Raw genomic sequence first — 19,721 nt, 5'->3', positions numbered from 1 at the left:
CTGCGGCATTGTCCCAACCACAAACCCGACCTCTACTGCGATCTTTAAAGCACTGATTTCTTTGAAGACCCGCAACGGTATCATCTTCAGCCCACACCCACGTGCAAAGCTGGCAACCAACGAAGCTGCTCGCATCGTTCTGGACGCAGCAATCAAAGCTGGTGCGCCAAAAGACATCATCGGCTGGATTGACGTTCCAACAGTGGAACTCTCCAACGCATTGATGACACACGATGAGATCAACCTGATCCTTGCAACCGGTGGTCCGGGCATGGTGAAGGCAGCTTACTCTTCTGGTAAACCAGCCATCGGCGTGGGCGCAGGTAACACCCCGGTTGTGGTTGATGAGTTTGCAGACGTGAAGCGCCTTGTTGCTTCTGTCCTCATGTCCAAAACATTCGATAACGGCGTGATCTGTGCATCTGAGCAGTCTGTTATTGTTGTCGAGGAAATCTACGAGCAGGTTAAAGAACGCTTCTCCAGCCACCAGGGCTACGTGCTGAAAGGCAAAGAGCTTCAGGCTGTTAAAGATGTGCTGCTGAAAAATGGCGGACTCAACGCAGCGATCGTAGGTCAGCCAGCACCAAAAATTGCTGAAATGGCCGGCGTAAAGGTTCCTGCAGGCACCAAAATCCTGATCGGTGAAGTCACCGAAGCCAGTGAAGCCGAAGCCTTCGCACACGAAAAGCTGTCTCCAACGCTTGCAATGTACAAGGCAAAAAGCTTTGAAGACGCATGTGACACTGCTGAAAAGCTCGTCACCATGGGTGGCATCGGTCACACCTCAGTGTTCTATACAGATCAGGACCGCTGCGCAGACCGTGTGAAAGAATTTGGCCGTCGGATGAAGACTGCCCGTATTCTCATCAACTCTCCTGCATCCCACGGCGGTATCGGTGACCTTTACAACTTCTCCCTCGCACCAAGCCTCACACTGGGCTGCGGCTCTTGGGGTGGTAACTCCATCAGTGAGAACGTAGGTCCAAAGCACCTGATCAACAAAAAGACCGTTGCGAAGCGAGCTGAAAACATGCTGTGGCACAAACTGCCTGAATCCATTTACTTCCGTCGCGGCTGTCTGCCAATCGCTCTGGGTGATCTGGAAGGCAAAAAGCGCGCACTGATCGTAACCGATGGATTCTTGTTCAAGAACGGCTACGCTGATGAGACTGTTCGTGTTCTCAAAGGCCTGGGCATGGAAACAGATGTCTTCTACGAAGTAGAGGCAGATCCAACACTGTCCATCGTGCGTAAAGGCGCTGACCTTTGTAAAGCATTCAAGCCAGATGTGATTGTTGCAATTGGTGGTGGTTCCCCAATGGATGCAGCAAAGATCATGTGGGTCATGTACGAACATCCGGAAGTTGACTTTGCTGACCTGGCATTGCGCTTCATGGACATTCGTAAACGTATCTACAAGTTCCCTAAAATGGGTGAAAAAGCCAAGATGGTTGCGATCCCAACCACCTCTGGCACCGGCTCTGAAGTAACCCCGTTTGCGGTGGTGACTGATGACGAAACCGGCATGAAGTACCCAATTGCGGATTACGAACTCACACCAAACATGGCAATCGTGGATGCGAACCTTGTCATGAACATGCCGAAGTCTCTGACAGCGTTTGGCGGCATTGATGCCATCACTCACGCAACAGAAGCTTACGTCTCTGTTCTGGCAAACGAGTACTCTGACGGTCAGGCTCTGCAGGCTCTCAAACTGCTTAAAGAGAACCTCGTAGAATCCTACGAAATGGGTGCCGAATCCCCGAATGCACGTGAGAAAGTGCACAACGGCGCAACTATCGCAGGTATCGCATTTGCGAACTCCTTCCTCGGTGTTTGCCACTCTATCGCACACAAAGTAGGTGCAGCGTTCCACGTACCGCACGGTTTGGCCAATGCCATGCTGATCTCTAACGTGATCCGCTACAACTCAAATGATAACCCAACCAAGCAGACCGCATTCTCTCAGTATGCGCGTCCTCAGGCAAAATGCCGGTACGGTGATATTGCTGACCATCTGGGCCTCACAGCAGCTGGAGACAGCCGTGAAGCAAAGGTTGAGAAACTGGTTGCTTGGGTAGAAAGCGTCAAGAAGGCTCTTGAGATCCCAGCAGGCTTCAAAGACCTGGGTATCACTGAAGAGCAGTTCATGGCGAAACTCGACGAAGTCGCAGTGGAAGCATTCGATGACCAGTGCACCGGTGCTAACCCACGGTACCCACTGATCGATGAGATCAAACAACTCCTTCTCGATGGTTACTACGGTCGCGTCTACGTAGAGGGCCGCGCGGAGGATGTTGTAGATCTTGCGCAGGAAAAAGCGAAAAAAGCCTCTAAAGCGAAAGCTTAAGCCCAACGCCATTCCTGCAAGCTAAACATTGCGGCTCGAAAAAAGACCCCGGGGCACCAGCTCCGGGGTTTTTGCGTTACAGTGACCAACATAAAATGGTAACTCTTGTGCATGGAAACGAAGCAACTCAAGTTCTCCTATCGGGATGATAGCAGCATCCCAGCATTCCCAGATGATGGACCCATTTCAATCATGGATGCCCACTGCGGACTGTGTGCGAAGGGAGCCGCTTGGATAGCAAGGAATGATAGGAAAGAAGAGTTCAGGATTGTGCCTCTGCAATCCAGACTGGGACAGGCATTGGCTGTCCATTATGGGCTTGATCCATCTAATCCATCGACCTGGCTGTATCTGGAAAATGGAGCGGCACATACCTCTTTGGATGCGCTGATACGCATTGGCTTACGCCTTGGAGGAGTTTGGAACATTCTGTTTGTATTGCGAATTCTACCGCGCTTTGTGCAGGATGCGATATACGGGGTTGTAGCTCGTAACCGCTACAAGTTTTTCGGCAGGGCAGATTTGTGTTCAGTGCAAAATTCTGAAGTCAAAAAAAGGCTGTTATTTTGAAAATATTGGTATTAGGCGGCTACGGGGTCTTTGGTGGACGACTGATCGAACTTCTTTTGAATATTGAGAGTCTTGAGATTGTCGTTTCTGGACGTAACCGTAATAAGGCTGAAGATTTCTGTAAAAAACACAGTGGTGATGCAACTCTCACCCCTTTAGCTTTAGACCGCACGGATATTGCTCTCCAGCTACCGGAAATAAAGCCTGATATTGTAATTGATGCTTCAGGCCCGTTTCAGGCCTACGGTCAAAATAGATATGCCACCGTTGAAGCCTGTATTGCAGCTAAAGTGAACTATCTTGACTTTGCAGATGCCGCAGATTTTGTCTTCGGTGTTTCACAGTTTGACCAGCAGGCAAAGACCGTCGGGATTTTTGTGATTTCTGGCGTGAGCAGTTTTCCGGTTCTAACGGCAAGTGTCCTTCGGGAGATCTCTAAGACGATGGAGATACACCACGTCACTGGAGGTATCGCACCATCTCCATTTGCTGGAGTTGGTCTCAACGTAATGCGCGCGATTGTTGGTTATGCTGGTTCGCCAATCACGCTGTTTCGTGAAGGCAAACGTGCACAAGCAATTGGTCTTGCTGAAACACGGCGCTACACGATCTCTGTACCGGGCAAATTGCCCATGAGAAATACCCATTTTTCGCTAGTCGACGTGCCTGACCTGCAAGTCCTGCCACCTGAGCATCCCACAATGCAATCGATCTGGATGGGGGCGGGACCTATTCCTGAGGTTTTGCATAAGATGTTAAACTGGATGGCTCGGATGCGGTCAACACTCAGGCTTCCATCCTTTGAACCGCTATCTCCACTTTTCTATCGGGTACTGAATCTCTTTAAGTTTGGCGAGCATAGAGGCGGTATGTTTGTTCATGTAAGCGGTGCAGCGAATAATAAGCCCGTCGAACAGTCATGGCATATGTTGGCCGAAGGTGACGATGGCCCCTATATTCCGTCCATGGCAATCGAAGCAATTATTCGCAAAATTGCTGCAGGAGAAATGCCCGAAGCAGGTGCAAGATCTGCGACCCGGGAACTGGAGCTGGAAGACTATAGCAAGCTCTTTGCCACAAGACCGATTAGCATGGGCTTCCGGCAGGATCAAAGGGACGAGCTCAACCCGTTCAAGCAAGTGCTTGGTAGCGCATTCAATCTTCTTCCAACTGCGTTACAGGACTTTCATGGCTCAGGCCAGAAACAGATATGGCAAGGTCAGGCAGTAGTTCAACGAGGCTCAGGGCTACTTTCGAAAATGATAGGTCGTGTGTTCGGTTTTCCCAAAACGAACGACGCGGCGAATGTGCGTGTCACCCAGATTCCAAATGAAAATGGTCTAAGCTGGACCCGGTCGTTTGATGGAAAAGAATTTAAATCTTTTCTGAAAGTGGGTAGAGGAAAAGACAGTTACCTTCTGAGTGAACAATTTGGACCCGTGAAGGTTGCTCTGGCACTCGTCTTAGATGAGGGAAAGCTGCGCTTTATTCCTCGGAGATGGTCTATATTCTCAATACCCATGCCACGAATTTTGCTACCTCACGGAGAGAGCTTTGAGCAAGAGACGGATGGGCGGTTTTCGTTTGATGTCCAGATTTCAGCTCCAGTGGTAGGGCACATCGTTTCCTATAAAGGTTACCTCGAACCAGAGACTTAGTGCCCATAAATAGCCTTTACACCTAAGTAAATGTGGCAGCAAAGCTACAGCAAGCTCTCGGAAAGTTCCGTAGCGTTCAAAGTCTCTTTCGCTGATTGGCGTGTTTTGCTAGAGCTGACTGCCTAGTTAACAACGTGAGAAATCAATTTTGCCTATGTAATCACCGGTCTCTTTTAGTCAATCATTGTTCTGCAAAAGATACTCTTTTGCGGCGCGCTTTCTATTGCGCGGATGGTGGCATGAGACCGGTTTGGCCTCGTGATTTCTGGCACTATCCTTGCGCATTTTTGCGCGCTGCTTTCTATCAAATCCTTAGCCTTACCGTGTGCTGTAACGGCGTCATGCTGCGCATCCGCTTTTTGACAAGTGGAAATCCAAAAGCATGTCGAAATCGCTTAAATGCGTCTGGACGCTTCAACCAGAAAACCCACCAAACCCGATTATTCCCTGCAAAAACTGCGGTGTTCTTAAACCCTTCAAACCATCAGGGAAGTTCCGTCTCAATGCAAATGGCACCAGACTGGACGCATGGCTTATCTACAAATGCATGACCTGCGATGCCACGTGGAATCGCCCGATAATCGAACGCCGCAACCGCAAGCAGATCGCGCCGGATTTACTGGGAGCACTGCAAATCAATTGCCCGGAGCAAGTGAAAAAGTACGCCTTCGACAAAACGGGCTTACCCGCCATCGCTGCGTTAAGGGAAGGTGAGGGGATGATCACCATTCATAAGCAAATCGTGGAGGGCACGGTGCAAGATTGGACAGATCTTGAGATCGCACTGAACGCAGCCATGCCCATCAAGCTGAGACTGGACAGGTTGCTCGCTCAGGAGCTGGGAGTGTCACGAAATGCTCTGAAACTACTTGTCAGACAAGGTGGGCTTCTTGATGGAAACGACGAACCTCTTCAATTGAAGAAACCTCCCAAACACGGCGCAGTCGTGCGCCTTCAACTTGCTGATCATACTAACCTGAGAACACAAGTGCACTCAGCCTTACTCGCAGATGAATTTGTAGAGGCGTGACATCAACCACAAGCCCCCAGAACAAAGCTTTGGGGGCTTGTTCCTACTGAATTGAGGTCGGCAATAAGCCACTAAAGATTACACATCACGTCCGCCAGAATCTCGTAGGTCATCGGGTTCCCCATCTGGCTGACGTTGAAGCGCATGAACTGGCCCATGGATTGGGTTGGGCTGAAAACATCACCTGGGGCGAGAACCATGTTTTGCTGCAGGGCTGCGCGGGCGAGTTCAGCTGAATCAATGCCTTCGGGCAGGGAGCACCAGAGGTAAAATCCACCTTCTGGCATCAACCAGGTCTGAATGCCCAGCTCAGCCAGATTGGCGGAAACCTCGCGCCGTGTTTTGGCAAGGCGAATACGCAAAGCCTCCATGTGCTTTCGATAGGAGCCATCACTCAGGCAAGCATAAATTAGCTCGGTGGTGATCGGGCTGGGACCACCAAAGGTCGTGGCCACCTGAAGATCAACCAGAGCTTCAATCCATTCTGGTTTGGCGGCGATGTATCCGCAGCGTGCGGATGCAGAAAGTGTCTTTGAAAAACTGCCAAGACGGATCACGCGATCAAACCCGCCCAAGGCAGTCAGGCGCGGCGTTATTTCTGGCAAAAACTCAGAAAACACATCATCCTCAATCAGGATGAGATCATGCCGGGCTGCGATACTCAGGATCTTATGAGCACCTTGAGGAGAGAGGGTGACCCCCGTGGGGTTATGCAATGAGGTGTTGGAGATGTAAAAACGTGGCTTATGCTCCACAACAGCCTGCTCAAACTGCTCACAATCCATGCCTGTTCTGGTGTACGGTACGCTCACAATCTCAACCTGATGCGCTTTCAGGATTGCCTGAAAGTTGAAGTAACACGGGTCACTGACAAGAACCTTGTCTCCGGGGCGCAGCAAAAACCGGCACAGGAGGTCAATGGATTGAGTAGCAGAGCCGGTCAGCAAAATCTGCTTCGGATCAACCTCAATCCCTTCTGCTGCAAACTGCCTAGCCTGCAACCGTCTCAAATTGCTGGCCCCTCGCGTGCTGGCATAATCTGAAAGCAAGTGATCATCCGCCTTGCTCAAATTACGAATGGCCTTGCGCAGGGATGCGTTCGGCATCCAGTCCGCAGGCATCCAGCCACATCCGGGTTTGAGCATATCTCGGCCGGTATCCAGCGATTGACGAGAGACCCAGAACGGATCGATCTCTCTGTCGAGATGCGGCCCAATCTCTGAAACCGTAAAGGGCTGGGTTTTCGGGGAGACATAAAACCCGGCCCCTTTGCGGGCAAAGATAATCCCTTCAGCAGCAAGGCGGTCATAAGCCTCAACCACTGTCGAGGCGGAAACATTCATTGTAGAGGCAAACCCTCGGATGCTTGGCAGTTTCTCGCCCGGTTCCAACGCGCGGCTGCTGATCTTGCTGCGCACCGCTTGCATCACGCGTTGTGTTTGTTGCCCATAAGCCATTTTACATCTCACCTGCTGTATTGACGATTGTAGCAGTACAGTTTCTCGTAATTGTATTGTTTTGTGGCTGTTGTGCCTAGCCCCACCCCGCTAAAAAACAGAAAACGGAGGTGAATGATGCAAGCATCACTGGCACAAAGAGGCTCAGCAGGCTGGGGAAACGGTCTGCTCGGTGTCATAATTTTCAGCGGCTCTTTACCCGCAACACGCACAGCTGTCGCCGGATTTGATCCATTCTTTCTGACAAGCATACGCGCAGTGATTGCTGCATTGCTGGGCATTGCGTTGCTGAGCGTGCTGAGACAGCCTCTCCCAAAACGGCAGGATATCTTGTCATTGGCAGTCGTTGCACTTGGTGTCGTGATCGGCTTCCCACTGCTGTCTGCATTAGCACTCGCGCAGATGACAGCAGCGCAGTCGCTGGTTCTGATGGGAGTTTTACCATTCTCAACTGCAATCTTCGCTGTGTTGAGAGGAGGGGAAAGACCAAAGCCATTCTTCTGGGTGTTCTCAGGTGTGGGCAGTCTTGCTGTGGCGGTGTTCGCGCTCTCACAAAACGCAGAAGGCTCACTGCTTGGCTCTCTTTACATGTTCGGCGCAATTATTGTGTGTGGCCTTGGATATGCAGAAGGGGCAACACTTTCAAGAAAGCTGGGAGGCTGGCAGGTCATTTCATGGGCACTTGTGCTGGCTCTTCCAGTCATGCTGCTAGCTGCATTCCTGAGTGTACCTGCTCAGCTGCCAGACAGTCAGTCCACCGCGTGGTATGGCCTCATGTACGTATCTGTCTTCTCAATGCTGGTCGGCTTTGTGTTCTGGTATCGCGGGCTGGCTTTGGGCGGTGCAGCGGGGGTTGGACAGCTTATGCTCCTGCAGCCATTCTTCGGCCTCATGCTCGCAGCGCTGCTGCTTCAGGAGACGATTTCGTCAATGATGATTGCAGCGACAGTCGTTGTGGTTGGCTGTGTGGTCGGTGCCAAACGATATGCATAAATGAAAATGAGAGCAGGCCAATCAAAAGCGGCCTGCTCTCCTTATGAAATCTATACCCGTCGCAGTATCTGCACGATGGTCGCGCCCGGTTCGCGTAAAGGAGTGGTGCAAACGGAAAGCACGCGCCCGTCACATGGGGCTGTGTACTTCGCCACTACATCGCCGAAAGCGTTTGTCATGGTGGCAACCAGCTGGCCTTTGGTCACCTCCTGATTGAGCTGCACTAACACACGCGCAAACCCGCCAGTGTCTGCAGTGATCGACATATCGTCGTTCCCCACATAGCTTTCAATCCCAAGCAGGTTCACTTTGCCCGCAATCATCCCATAGTCGATCAAGGTGTTCAAAATGCCCTGAACGCCGCGCTGGGTCATATCCGGATCAAACACATTGGCACAGCCCAGCTCGATGGTAAGCGATGGAACGCCAGCCCGAACCAACTCAGTCTCAACCGAGCCATCAATACCGTCATCTTCAAGGATCTGATCTGCAGGTTGAAGAGCGGCCAGTCGACATACATCTGCACTGTGGAAGTCTGCAAACATAAAGAATGGGAAAGCTGTTCCGGTTGAATCCGTATGCAGGTCCAGAAAGATATCCGCATTGTCCATGTAAAGATTATGCCAAAGCGCATAGGCATACCGGCTTCCCGCATTTGAACTCTTCGCATCCCCCGGCATCATGCGATTGAGGTTTGTGAAGGTCTGTGTCTCATTTTGCGAAGGGTAGTAGCGCGAAGCCAGCTGCATGCCGGGAGGGTTTGCGCCCGGTACCAGAACAACAGTACCTTTCAGAGCTGCTGGATCAATATGCGGTAACAACTGGTGGATCACATCCACCCCCTGAACCTCATCCCCATGCAGCGTTGACTGAATGAATAGCTTTGTTCCGGGTTCCGCACCCTTGACCACAATCACCGGAATACGGTGGTAATTTCCCAGGGAGTCTGTGGAGGCTTTAAAGAAGAAACGGTGTTTCCCAGCAGCAAGCTCACCAACACTGAGCTTTTCGATGACGGGTACACCATCAATGATATCATTCGTTGTTTTCATGGAAGAAACCTACCGTGCCCGACACAGATGGAACAAGTGAGTTTACATCAAACATCACAGTGTTGATTGGCCTGAGTATCTGAAACTGAACATCCCACCTTCGGGTGTCTGATGCATGATCTGCCAATAACAACTTGAGCTAGGTTTTATTTTTTGTATACTTATGTATGCAAAATTGAGGTGATTTATGAATATTGCAAGTGATCACGCATTTTCCGGCCTGCAAAAAATCTATGACCAAGCTCGTCCGCGCTACCCAAAGGATGCGCTGGATCACATCGTGGATCTGTTGGAGGAGTCCAAAGGTGCAGAGCAGGGGCATCTATTGGATGTTGGCTGCGGCACCGGAATTTTGACGCGCCAACTTCAAGGGCTGTCACCAGGCAGCAAGTTTACAGGATGCGACGTCAACGAAGACATGCTGTCTCAGGCAAAAGCAAGGGATAAGGCAGGTGAAGTGTCTTGGTATCAATCCGCTGCTGAAAAGCTTCCGTTCGAAGACAGTGCCTTTCATCTCATCACCGTCGCACAGGCCGCACAATGGTTTGATCAACCGAAGTTCTACCGGGAAGCGCAGCGTGTCCTCACCTCACAGGGGTGTCTGGTGATTATCGAGAACAACCGGCAGCTAGAAGGCAGCGCTTTCATGCATGCCTATGAAACCTTAATTGAAACGCACAACACCAGTTACTCCAGAGATTACCGCAGGTTCGACTATGCGCAGGAGATGCAAAAGGCGGGCTTTGCTCAGGCAAACGTTCGGCGGTTCCCTTGGTCCCGTTCCATGTCACGGCAGGATTTTGTTGAAATGGCCAAATCCTCCTCAAAAGTTCAAGCTGCGATCAAAGCAAGCAATGGCGTTTTCCTGATTGAGCTTGATCAGATCCTGCAAGAACACTGGGGGGAGGACGAGCAAATCGTGATTGATTATTCGACGCAGGTCTTCGCTGGGCATAAATGAGACTGTTGCGATGCTCAGGCAAATCGGCTTGTGCAGCTTAAACCAATGCAAAGACTATCTTCTTAGAGTATCGGGAATGCGCAACTTAAAGGCGATCCACTGAACACGGATAGTGGACACCGCCGGGATTAAAATGGCCAAATGTCCTATCAAAATCTGACCGTCATCTTTGCAGTGGTTTTTTTGTACAGCGTGATGAGCCGACGGCTGGAGCAAAAGCCAATCAATGGAGCATTGCTGTTTTGCATTATTGGGTTTTTGCTTGGCAATGACGGTTTGGGTTGGTTTCAGGTCAAGCTCACCAATGAATCCATCAAGACACTGGCCGAGTTGGCTCTTGCAATCGTTTTGTTTACGGATGCAGCCAAAGCAAATCTCAAGGTCCTTGCCACCAATATTGACTTGCCACGGCGCCTCCTCTTGGTTGGCTTGCCGCTCACAATCATATTTGGCATCGGAGCCGGGATGGCGTTATTGCCACAACTCCCTGTCATCGAGATTGCAATTCTGGCTGCTTTACTCGCTCCAACGGATGCCGCGCTTGGCAAGGCCGTGGTGACAGATCCCTCTGTACCGGCCAAGATCAGAGGAACTCTGAATGCCGAAAGCGGGTTAAACGACGGCATCTGCGTTCCAATTGTGTTTTCTCTCCTCCCAATTGCAGCTGATCCATCCCTGATAAGCCACCTGAACAAAATGGCCGCGCAATTGCTTGCTGAGCAGATTGGCCTGGGTGTTCTAGTGGGGATTGGTATTGCCATTCTTGCTGGGCAGATCATTGATTACTCTTTCCAGACCAAGGAGCAATCCAAAACGTGGGAGCAGGTGACTGTCGTCGCTCTAGCGATCTGCTGCTTTTCAGTCGCGCAACTGGCAGGTGGCAGCGGGTTCATCGCGGCCTTTGTGGGCGGTATTGTTTTCGGCTGGCTGGAGAAGCCCTACAAAGAACAGCTCCTGGATTCAGCAGAAGGAATAGGGGACTCGCTCTCCCTCATGACATGGCTCATTTTTGGTGCAGCTATCATCGGCTCAGTCCTGCACGAGTTCACTTGGGAAATCCTGGCCTATTCCATCCTGAGCCTGACGGTCGTCAGAATTCTGCCTGTCCTTTTCGTCTTGCGCGGTGAGCCTTTGAGCACAAAAGAAAAGCTCTTTATTGGCTGGTTTGGCCCACGAGGCCTGGCAAGCATCGTCTTCGCTATTATCGTGCTGGATGCGAACCTGCCGGGCAGTTCCGTCATCGCATCAACAGCTGTAACCACCATCGGCCTCAGCGTTATCCTGCACGGACTAACAGCGCATTCCTTCATCAGAGCATTGAAGAAAAAGTAGCAAGAGAGGGGCTGGCAAGAGGTTATCTCGCCAGCACATCAGATCAGTCAATCATTTTTGCATGCAGTGCTTCGTTATTGGGGAAGTGCTGCAGGCCTTCTGTCCAGATTTCTTTGGCAGTCAGAAAGTCCCGCTTCTGCTCATAAATCGCCCCAAGCACCAGATACGGGTACACATGATGCCAGTTGGACTTGGTTTTCTGCTGCGCCTCAATCATGGACTTCAGGATTTTGATGGAGGAAGCCTCCTGATCCCGCTTATGAGAGAAGCCATAGAGTGTCGCTTTCCCAAGCCACGCGCCCCAGCTGGCCTTATCTTGACTCAGTGCTTGATCAAAATAAACATCAGCACGGGCTACCAGCTCAGCCATCTCGCCTTCGTCCTCCGACATATAGGCCCCATACGTCAGAAGCGTGCCATACCGGGCAATCAGTTCCGGATTGCTGTTGGAGGAAATGTCCTTGTCCAGCAACTCAACTGTCTCTTTGAAGCTCTTGGAAGAGACCAGCTGAACCACCAGCAGCTCCCCATCCGGGCTCCACAGAGAGGTTGTCTTTATTTTACTCAAGCCCTGTTGTGGGCTGATATGCTGCTGTGTTGCGCCATTCTTGTCCCATGAGAACGCCCAGGGCACCCAATGGTCAGCCAAGGCTGGCGGGCTAATAATCACGCTCATGAAAAGAGCCGGTGCCACAAAGCAAGCTTGGCACATTCTTTTGATAATATTCATAAAAAATCCGTCATATTGAGAAGAAACATGGGCTTTTAACCTTCTTATTTCCTGCAGAAAATTACAGGACCTTTATTGACAGTTGTGTATCTAATGATACATATAAGTATCATGTCGATACCATTGAACAACACCACAAAAGACAAACTGCTGGAAGCAGCCGTACGTGTGCTCAACAATCAGCCACGGGCGTCTCTGGCAGATATTGCAGAGGCCGCAGGCGTAAAACGCGTAACTCTTCACCGTGTTATTGGCACACGTGAGGAATTGCTGCGTGACGTGGCCTTGCGCGCTTTAGACCAGATGGACGAAGCGTCTTATGCAGCCATCAAAGGCAAGCGCAAAGCGTTTGAACAGCTTAAAGCCATTGTAGGCGCTCTGGTGCCTTATGCAGATTCCTGTCACTTCCTCTGGAAGAATCCCGACGTGTGGGATGATCCCGAAATTGCTAGAGAAATCAAGCGCCACGACAAGGAACTCTGTGATTTAATTGATCGCGCAAAGGAAGAAGGCGACATTCTCTCCTTCATTCCAAACAGCTGGATTATAGCCTCGCTGGACGCTGTTTTGTATGCAGCAGCAAGCACATCACAGGCCGGAAACATCGCAACCAATGACGCCAGCGCGCTTGCAATTCAAACCTTGTTTGGCGGCATTACGAAGAAGGTAAAAGGCATGCAACCCGTTGGGGGTTAGAGCGTGTTCCGTTTGATTGGATTCAAGCAAACGAAAAGAATTCGCTCCGACAAAGATGTTAGAGTGCGGTGCGTAGTTGTAAATGAACGCGGCGTGCTTTGGGAGGCAGAACGAACAGTATAGGCCATATCAGGTCGGATAGGAACGTGATGGCTGCAGCCACTAAAATCGGGCGACTGGAGGGGCTGGACCTTGCCAGGTTCATCGCCTTCGTGGGTATGGTGATTGTCAACTTCTCCATCGTGATGGGTGCAGAAGGCGCTGCGGGTATCCTCAGCAACATCATCTACGCGCTGGAAGGACGCGCTGCAGCCACCTTCGTCGTGCTGGCAGGCATCGGCCTTGGATTGGCGGGGATGAAAGGGGAGCTTAACCTCACCATCTTCACCACGGTCAAACGCGCTGCCTTCCTGCTCGTGCTCGGCCTGCTCAACATGCTCATTTTTGATGCTGACATCCTGCACTACTACGCGTTCTACTTCCTCTTCGGCGCTCTGCTGCTGCCATTGAGCACCCGCGCTCTGGGCTGGCTCATTGCGGGTCTGGCCACTACCGCGGTGGTCATGGTCATCCTGTTGGATTATGACGCTGGTTGGAACTGGACCGACCTGACTTATCCTGAGTTCTGGACACCCGTCGGCTTCATCCGCAATCTGTTCTTCAACGGCTGGCATCCAGTTATCCCGTGGCTCGGGTTCCTGCTGTTTGGCGTGATGCTCAGCCGCTCAAACCTCTCCTCCACCAAAACGCAAGATGCGCTCATGTTCGGCGGCCTTCTGGTCTTCCTGTTCGTCAACGCTGTCAGCGCTTACCTGCAACCGCTCATCGCGATGGTAGAGCCGGAACTGGCCGATCTGGTGGGCACAAGTCCGGTGCCGCCAATGCCGTTTTACCTGATGGCTGGCATGTCCGTCGCCTCCATGGTCGTCGGCGTATGCCTGCGCGCAGCCCCAATGCTGAAAAGCTCCGGCGTGCTGACAGTCCTCAACCCCGCAGGCCGTCAAACACTCACACTCTACCTCGCCCACATCCTGCTCGGCATGGGCGTGATGGAAGAACTCGGCCTGCTCGGCGGTCAAAGCCCGCAAGCAGCCTTCCTCGCCTCAGCCATTTTCTGCGCTACAGCAGTCGTCTATGCCCTCATCTGGAACCAGTTCTTCAAACGCGGCCCAATCGAAGCCCTCATGCGCAAAGTTGCCGGATAGTTCTGACCAGAGCCACCTATCAAACCACGCTTGCCACACCCGCCTCCAAAAGCTAGGCTCCGGTTTTACTCTCGGGAATATTGCAGTGTCTTTTTTATCGGCCCCACCCAAACTTGTGATTTTTGATTGTGATGGCGTGCTTGTCGACTCCGAGCCGCTCTACATCCGCACTCTGCACCGTTTGCTGCAGTCCTACGGGGCGCCGCTCACCTTTCAGCAATGCTGGGAGATGTTCGTCGGCAAAACCAGCCGCGAGGTTGACGCCTACCTCAAAGAGCAGGGCCTGAACGCGCCCAGCCATTGGAACAAGGACTTCCACGAGCAATCAAACGCTCTGCTGGAAAAGGAAGTCCAGCCCGTTACCGGCATTCAGCAGGTGATTAAACAGCTCGCCAACGCAAAAATCCCCATCTGCGTCGGCTCCAACGGGCATCCGTTCACGGTCCGCATGTCGCTGGAAATCACCGGCCTGCTGCCATGGTTTGACGGCAACGTCTTCACCGCAACGGATGTCGGCGCCAGCAAACCCGCGCCAGACCTGTTCCTGCATGCCGCGAAGAGGGCGGGCATCAACCCGGAGCACTGCGTCGTCATTGAGGACAGCGCCACCGGCATGAAAGCCGCCGCCAGCGCGGGCATGCGCTGCTTCGCCTACACGCCAGAATCCATTCCGGCACCCTCAAACTTCTTCGGCGCCCACCCGTTCCAAACTATGCAAACCCTACCAAACCTGCTTGGCCTCGTTCCGGCATGAGCAGCCCGCTGGTCCCTGAATTCGCCGTCTCCGATTGGCTTGCATCCAAGCGCTTTTATTGCGAGGTGCTTGGCTTTGAGTGCGTCTATGAGCGGCCAGAAGAAGGGTTTTGTTATCTGCGCCTTGGCCTCGCGGAGATCATGATCGACCAGATTGACACTGGCAGAACGTTCGACAATGGCCACGCCCCGCAATCCTATCCATTCGGCAGGGGATTGAACGTGCAGATTGAGGTGGAAACCATAGAGCCTATGCTCCATGCACTGAAGCAAGCGCAGGTCTCGCTCTTTCTGGAGCCCGAGGACAAGTGGTACCGCAAAAACAGCAGTGAAGTCGGCAACCGCCAGTTCATCGTCGCTGATCCGGACGGTTACTTGCTCCGCTTCTGCCAGTCCCGGGGAACTCGCGAGATCTAGGCCTCGTGCTGGCGCCCCCCCTCCGGTGTCTTCCCGGCCCCCGAGCCGGGATCCATACCTCCTAAAGCCTATGGGAAAGCACAACACATCCATACAAACGCACACGCAAAAACGCTGGCCTGCGGGCACAATTCGCCCGGCCGCAGACCAGCAGGACACTCATGAAGGGCTGTGTAAGGGTGGTACTGCCAGCCCTTGGAGTGCCGTTTCACGGTGATCTAATCAAGAGACACAGTTTTCGTATTGACCAATGTTGGAGAGGCGACGCTGCGTGTCGCGTGACCGGAAAATCCTTTAGGGAAGGATGTGCCGGACAACGCATCAGTTAAAATTCCGCAGGTCTTGTTGAGTGCCTCTAGGCGGTCAGATAATGCATGGTGCAGAGTGAACAAAGCATCACGCTCGCAGCTGTTCTTCATCCGCTCGCTCAGCACCATATGCTGGATGTATGCAAGGTTCTGAAGATCAGAAACAACAACGTTTACTTCGTCAATTTCGTTTTGGAGAGTATTTGTGGCGCCACAGGCGCATGCAGTGTCGTCCATATTCAAAGCCTTCATTTCTGGCTGTTGAAGATCCGCGACGACAGACGAGCTTTCGAAGACCCACTGGCGAGCGGGAGGTTCGAAACCTGGAAAAGACAGGCGAGTTTATTCCCCCCCGAAGGAGGTGTTGTATTCACCGCCCTCCCGCTCATAGCAAAGGGTTTGCGCCTTTAGAAAAAAGACACAAAAAATCCGCTAGTTAACGGGAGCGGTAGCCGCTTTTCAGAGGTTTCGAAGCCTCACATATGAATGTGTAATGGAACGCCCCCACTGTCAACGAAAAGTTGCAGAAGAAGGCGGAGGTGTTGCCGTGTGGATACGCTGATGACGCCCACCACCGTCATCCCCCACAAGCGTAGTGCGATGCAGGACCCAGAGCCACCTCCACCAACGCCAGCATACACAACACTGGATCTCGGATCTGCGCATTGCTTGTCCGGGATCCATGCACATAGCTCCCATCAATCAGAAGCAAAAAAACAGAAGTACTCCCGCCTTTGGATTGTGTTGCTTATGTGGTAGTCCTACCGCGAATTCATAGGCGTAATCAGGTTGTTACTATGTAATAGGCGAAGTAGTACGGTCTATCTTTAAGTATTTGAAACTGACCAGTTTACATGAAGATTGAATTACCGCCGCACTTATTGGATTAAAGATATGAACAGACCAGTCGGCCATTACATCACGTACTTTCAGAACTTTGACTACTTGAAGAAATGGTACCGTGAAAATCACTCTACCAATCGAGTTTCAGATCAACATATTAATCAGATTATTTCGTGCTTCAGACAAGGTGACCAATATTTTGGAGCAGCTTCAAAGGCCGATGAAATAGTTCGGCCGTTGCTTCTCTATTATGGAGTACTCTCCTATGTACGCGGTGTAATCTTAGCTAAAGATAACCTCAAAACCGAAGCCCAGTTACTCAAAGCTCACGGACTGAAAGAAGAAGGCTGGGAGAACGTTTTCACTGAAGAAGACAATAGTAATAAGTCAATTTTGGATTTGGGGATCCGAGCAAGCAAAGGAACCTTTAAAGAGTTTGTCTCGACAGTTGAACATGAAGAAATGTTTAAGTTTCAAACTCTTGCTGCTCGCTATGTTGGGTACATGAACCGACCCTTGGGTGAAGTCAAATTTGCAAAAGACAGGAGTGTACTAACGCTCGGGGATATCTTGGCTCGACTTCCTGCAACTTGTGAAGATTATGGCCAGCTGGACAGTCAAGAACGCCAGTGGTGCCAAGTAACTGCAACTCAGTTAAGTGGCGGAGTGTTTACGTTTGATGCTTCAGGCGCATCGGTACCAAAGTGGTACTCATCTCAGGCTAATGAAATAAATCAAAGGAGAAATGAGACAGAGCCCAAGAGTCTCATAAAAGGCTGCTTGTCAGATGTTGATTTTCCCAAAGTGATCCTCGAAACATCAAAGCCCAATATAGGAAGCTCATGGGCTGTTTCTAACTTTCCAAATGGTGACAAGCTTTCAGAATTCTTAAAGCTCTACCTTGGTTCCTATATTTTGGGCATGTTGGTCCGATATTTCCCTTCGCAATGGATGAAAATGCAGTCCCCATTTAAGGGTGACTTTGCGATGCCTCTTATCTACGCTTTAATTGGATCAATTGAGAAAGGTTTCCCGAAAGAGGTGGAGCGAGTTCTTGGCCTGCGTCACGTATCGGATGATTTTTAGAGGCTGCAGCTAAGGGACTTTCCAATAGTTCCCGCATCAAGTGCGGGATGACGACGGTGAGGGGATCTGGAGATATTTGCCTCGTTCACACACTTTGCATTTTGCACAGTTTCCCCTTTATTTCGCGAGCCAACGAGCTCATCGGCCATATGTTATGAGCGTCGCCCTGCTGCTTAGCTCTGGATACCGGATCTTTGCTTCGCTTGTCCGGCATGACGGCGAGGGGCGTTTGGGCAGACTAAGCCCCCACCGTCGTCTTCCCGCACTTGATGCGGGATCCAGCCGGAACTCACCTCTGATAACGGCCTAGCCATATCAAGTGGTTGGCAATCTGCATGTACACCCAGAAACTACAGCATGCTCACAAACGTCCCCTCAGCCAACTCGCTCATCGACCATACGCTGTAAGCGCGACCCTGCTGCTTAGCTCTGGGTACCGGATCTTCGCTTCGCTTGTCCGGCATGACGGCAAGGGCAGGCGTGGAGCATAAGCCCCCACCGCCGTCTTCCCGCACTTGATGCGGGATCCAGCCGGAACTCACCTCTGATAACGGCCTATCCAGATCGCGCGATGGGCAACCTGCATCTACACACTAACTACAGCATGCTCACAAACGCCTCCTCAACCAACGCGCTCATCGACCATACGCTGTAAGCGCGACCCTGCTGCTTAGCTCTGGATACCGGATCTTCGCTTCGCTTGTCCGGCATGACGGCGAGGGCGGGCGTAGAGCCTAAAACCTCCACCGCCGTCTTCCCGCACTTGATGCGGGATCCAGTAGGAAATCGCCCCAGATAAAGGCCGAGCCACATCACGCAGTTGGCAGGCCACACGGGCACCTGCAAATTACAGCATGCCCTATTACATCTACATCACCGCAAGGCAGAGAAACGGGACGCTCTACACGGGCGTCACCAATAATCTGGCACGCCGTATTCATGAGCATCGGGAGAAGGCGGCAACCTCGTTTACTGCTCACTATGGCGTTTCTCAGCTGGTTTATTATGAAGAATTTGAGCGTATTGGGGATGCAATCGCTCGTGAGAAAAAGCTGAAACGTTGGAGACGGGCATGGAAACTGAAGCTAATTGAAACACTTAACCCAGCCTGGCGTGATCTGTATCGGGACTTAGGGTGACGGCTTTGCTAATCGTTCTAGATCCCGCATCAAGTGCGGGATGACGGCGGTTAGAGGAGCATTGCGTGGATCATCTCACCCCCCACCCCTTGCATTCCCGCGCATTTACCTATATCTCCCGAGGCAACGCGCTTATTGGGCATATGCTTGAAGCGCCACCCCGCTGCCTGCAATATATTCAGCAAGGCAGCCTGCTCGAGTGGGATGTAACACGGGCACGCACCGTGGTCCGCAGCGTTTCTAGGTCGCTTTCAAAGCTCCTCTCAAACTCCATGGATCTCAATTTTAGCCAGTCTGGCCGCGTAGATGTATGTCTGCGGGGTATATGCTGGCGTTTAATCTATGAGCATCTTCCTGATCCCATATCAGGGGGCGTGCTCTGCACATCTTGGAAGTACGAGAGTGAAGAATTTTGACGAAGCTGGCCTAGCAGAGCCTATCCTGCGCGCTGTAAAAGAAGAGGGCTATGAAGCCCCAACCCCAATCCAGCGTGAAGTAATTCCGCACATGAAAGCGGGCGAGGACATCCTCGGCATCGCACAAACAGGTACCGGTAAAACCGCAGCCTTCGTGCTGCCGCTGCTGACCCGTCTGGCAGAAGACCGCAAAAAACCAGCGCCGCACACCTGCCGTGCGCTTATTCTTGCGCCAACCCGTGAGCTTGCCTCGCAGATCGCTGATAGCGTGCGCACCTATGGCCAGTATATCGGCCCATCGACTGCTGTGATTTTTGGTGGTGTGAAACCCGGCCCACAGCTGCGCGCCCTGTCCAGAGGTCTGGACATTGTGATCGCCACTCCGGGCCGTCTGGAAGACCACATGAGCACCGGCGGCATCAAGCTGGACGCCACAACAACAGTGGTACTGGACGAAGCCGACCAGATGCTGGACCTTGGCTTTGCGCCAGCCATCCGCCGTATTCTTGGCAAACTGCCAAAAGTGCGCCAGACAGTGCTGCTCTCCGCAACCATGCCACACCAGATCCGCAAGCTGGCCAAAGAATTCCAGACCAACCCGCGTGAAATCTCCGTGGCGCCGGTCTCCCGTCCAATCGAGAAAATCGAGCAGTCCGTTCGCTTCCTCAATTCAAGCTCAAAGCGGGCTGCCCTGCAGGAAATCCTGTCAGAAAAAGACATCGAAC

At 51.9% G+C, this 19,721-nt stretch carries 18 protein-coding genes; 14 read left to right on the top strand and 4 right to left on the bottom strand.

From position 1 onward, the window contains the following. The 4 genes from adhE to PPL9_RS22040 form a co-directional block, all read left to right on the top strand. A partial coding sequence (gene adhE / locus PPL9_RS22055; protein ID WP_244273438.1) for a bifunctional acetaldehyde-CoA/alcohol dehydrogenase occupies nt 1-2,350 on the top strand: 2,350 nt, incomplete at its 5' end. 111 nt (nt 2,351-2,461) lie between these two features. Further along, nucleotides 2,462-2,920, top strand: a complete 459-nt coding sequence (locus PPL9_RS22050; RefSeq protein ID WP_057464751.1) for a DUF393 domain-containing protein — start codon at nt 2,462-2,464, stop codon at nt 2,918-2,920. Further along, nucleotides 2,917-4,578 carry an SDR family oxidoreductase gene (locus PPL9_RS22045; RefSeq protein ID WP_057464750.1) on the top strand — a complete coding sequence of 554 codons (1,662 nt, stop codon included), beginning with the start codon at nt 2,917-2,919 and terminating at the stop codon, nt 4,576-4,578. The genes PPL9_RS22050 and PPL9_RS22045 overlap by 4 nt, the downstream gene beginning before the upstream one ends. 382 nt (nt 4,579-4,960) lie before the next feature. Next, the gene (locus tag PPL9_RS22040) at nt 4,961-5,608 is read left to right on the top strand and encodes a DUF1062 domain-containing protein (protein ID WP_057464749.1); all 648 of its coding nucleotides are present in this window, start codon (nt 4,961-4,963) and stop codon (nt 5,606-5,608) included. A gap of 71 nt (nt 5,609-5,679) precedes the next feature. On the opposite strand, the gene PPL9_RS22035 is transcribed toward PPL9_RS22040, so the two are convergent. Next, nucleotides 5,680-7,065 (bottom strand): PLP-dependent aminotransferase family protein, encoded by a 1,386-nt coding sequence (locus tag PPL9_RS22035; protein ID WP_057464748.1) that lies wholly within the window; start codon nt 7,063-7,065, stop codon nt 5,680-5,682. Nucleotides 7,066-7,182: 117 nt separating this feature from the next. Between PPL9_RS22035 and PPL9_RS22030 the strand changes: the two genes are divergently transcribed. Then, entirely contained in the window at nt 7,183-8,058 is an 876-nt protein-coding gene (locus PPL9_RS22030) for a DMT family transporter (RefSeq protein ID WP_057464804.1), read from the top strand. Between the two features lie 50 nt (nt 8,059-8,108). On the opposite strand, the gene PPL9_RS22025 is transcribed toward PPL9_RS22030, so the two are convergent. Further along, on the bottom strand, nt 8,109-9,110 hold the full coding sequence (locus tag PPL9_RS22025; RefSeq protein ID WP_057464747.1) for a succinylglutamate desuccinylase/aspartoacylase family protein: 1,002 nt from the start codon (nt 9,108-9,110) through the stop codon (nt 8,109-8,111). A 187-nt stretch (nt 9,111-9,297) separates the two neighbouring features. Here PPL9_RS22025 and PPL9_RS22020 point away from each other — a divergent pair, with 187 nt between their 5' ends. Beyond that, nucleotides 9,298-10,071, top strand: coding sequence for a methyltransferase domain-containing protein (locus PPL9_RS22020; protein ID WP_057464746.1), 774 nt, complete (start codon nt 9,298-9,300; stop codon nt 10,069-10,071). Nucleotides 10,072-10,212: 141 nt separating this feature from the next. Beyond that, nucleotides 10,213-11,403 (top strand): cation:proton antiporter, encoded by a 1,191-nt coding sequence (locus tag PPL9_RS22015; protein WP_057464745.1) that lies wholly within the window; start codon nt 10,213-10,215, stop codon nt 11,401-11,403. 43 nt (nt 11,404-11,446) lie between these two features. Here the strand turns inward: PPL9_RS22015 and PPL9_RS22010 are convergent, their stop codons facing one another. Further along, nucleotides 11,447-12,079, bottom strand: coding sequence for a hypothetical protein (locus PPL9_RS22010; protein ID WP_152986791.1), 633 nt, complete (start codon nt 12,077-12,079; stop codon nt 11,447-11,449). Between the two features lie 147 nt (nt 12,080-12,226). Here PPL9_RS22010 and PPL9_RS22005 point away from each other — a divergent pair, with 147 nt between their 5' ends. The 4 genes from PPL9_RS22005 (at nt 12,227) to PPL9_RS21990 (ending at nt 15,204) form a co-directional block, all read left to right on the top strand. Continuing rightward, nucleotides 12,227-12,829, top strand: coding sequence for a TetR/AcrR family transcriptional regulator (locus PPL9_RS22005; RefSeq protein ID WP_208989547.1), 603 nt, complete (start codon nt 12,227-12,229; stop codon nt 12,827-12,829). A 149-nt stretch (nt 12,830-12,978) separates the two neighbouring features. Then, nucleotides 12,979-14,034, top strand: a complete 1,056-nt coding sequence (locus tag PPL9_RS22000; RefSeq protein ID WP_057464743.1) for a DUF418 domain-containing protein — start codon at nt 12,979-12,981, stop codon at nt 14,032-14,034. A gap of 85 nt (nt 14,035-14,119) precedes the next feature. Further along, nucleotides 14,120-14,788 (top strand): HAD family phosphatase, encoded by a 669-nt coding sequence (locus PPL9_RS21995; RefSeq protein ID WP_208989546.1) that lies wholly within the window; start codon nt 14,120-14,122, stop codon nt 14,786-14,788. After that, the gene (locus PPL9_RS21990) at nt 14,785-15,204 is read left to right on the top strand and encodes a VOC family protein (protein ID WP_057464742.1); all 420 of its coding nucleotides are present in this window, start codon (nt 14,785-14,787) and stop codon (nt 15,202-15,204) included. Before PPL9_RS21995 ends, PPL9_RS21990 begins: the two co-directional genes overlap by 4 nt. Nucleotides 15,205-15,422: 218 nt before the next feature. On the opposite strand, the gene PPL9_RS21985 is transcribed toward PPL9_RS21990, so the two are convergent. Then, complete coding sequence (locus tag PPL9_RS21985) at nt 15,423-15,749, bottom strand: hypothetical protein (RefSeq protein WP_057464741.1); 327 nt, start codon at nt 15,747-15,749, stop codon at nt 15,423-15,425. Between the two features lie 657 nt (nt 15,750-16,406). On the opposite strand from PPL9_RS21985, the gene PPL9_RS21980 reads away from it, so the two are divergent. The 3 genes from PPL9_RS21980 to PPL9_RS21965 form a co-directional block, all read left to right on the top strand. Beyond that, nucleotides 16,407-17,441, top strand: coding sequence for a YaaC family protein (locus PPL9_RS21980; RefSeq protein ID WP_057464740.1), 1,035 nt, complete (start codon nt 16,407-16,409; stop codon nt 17,439-17,441). A gap of 854 nt (nt 17,442-18,295) precedes the next feature. Beyond that, nucleotides 18,296-18,580, top strand: coding sequence for a GIY-YIG nuclease family protein (locus tag PPL9_RS21970; RefSeq protein WP_057464738.1), 285 nt, complete (start codon nt 18,296-18,298; stop codon nt 18,578-18,580). Between the two features lie 402 nt (nt 18,581-18,982). Further along, on the top strand, nt 18,983-19,721 hold a 739-nt coding region (locus PPL9_RS21965; protein WP_152986792.1), incomplete at its 3' end, for a DEAD/DEAH box helicase.

The sequence above is a fragment of the Pseudovibrio sp. POLY-S9 genome, assembly GCF_001431305.1.
GTDB lineage: Bacteria > Pseudomonadota > Alphaproteobacteria > Rhizobiales > Stappiaceae > Pseudovibrio.
Note: the sequence above shows the minus strand (reverse complement) of the source record. Positions and strands in the feature narration are given on the sequence as shown.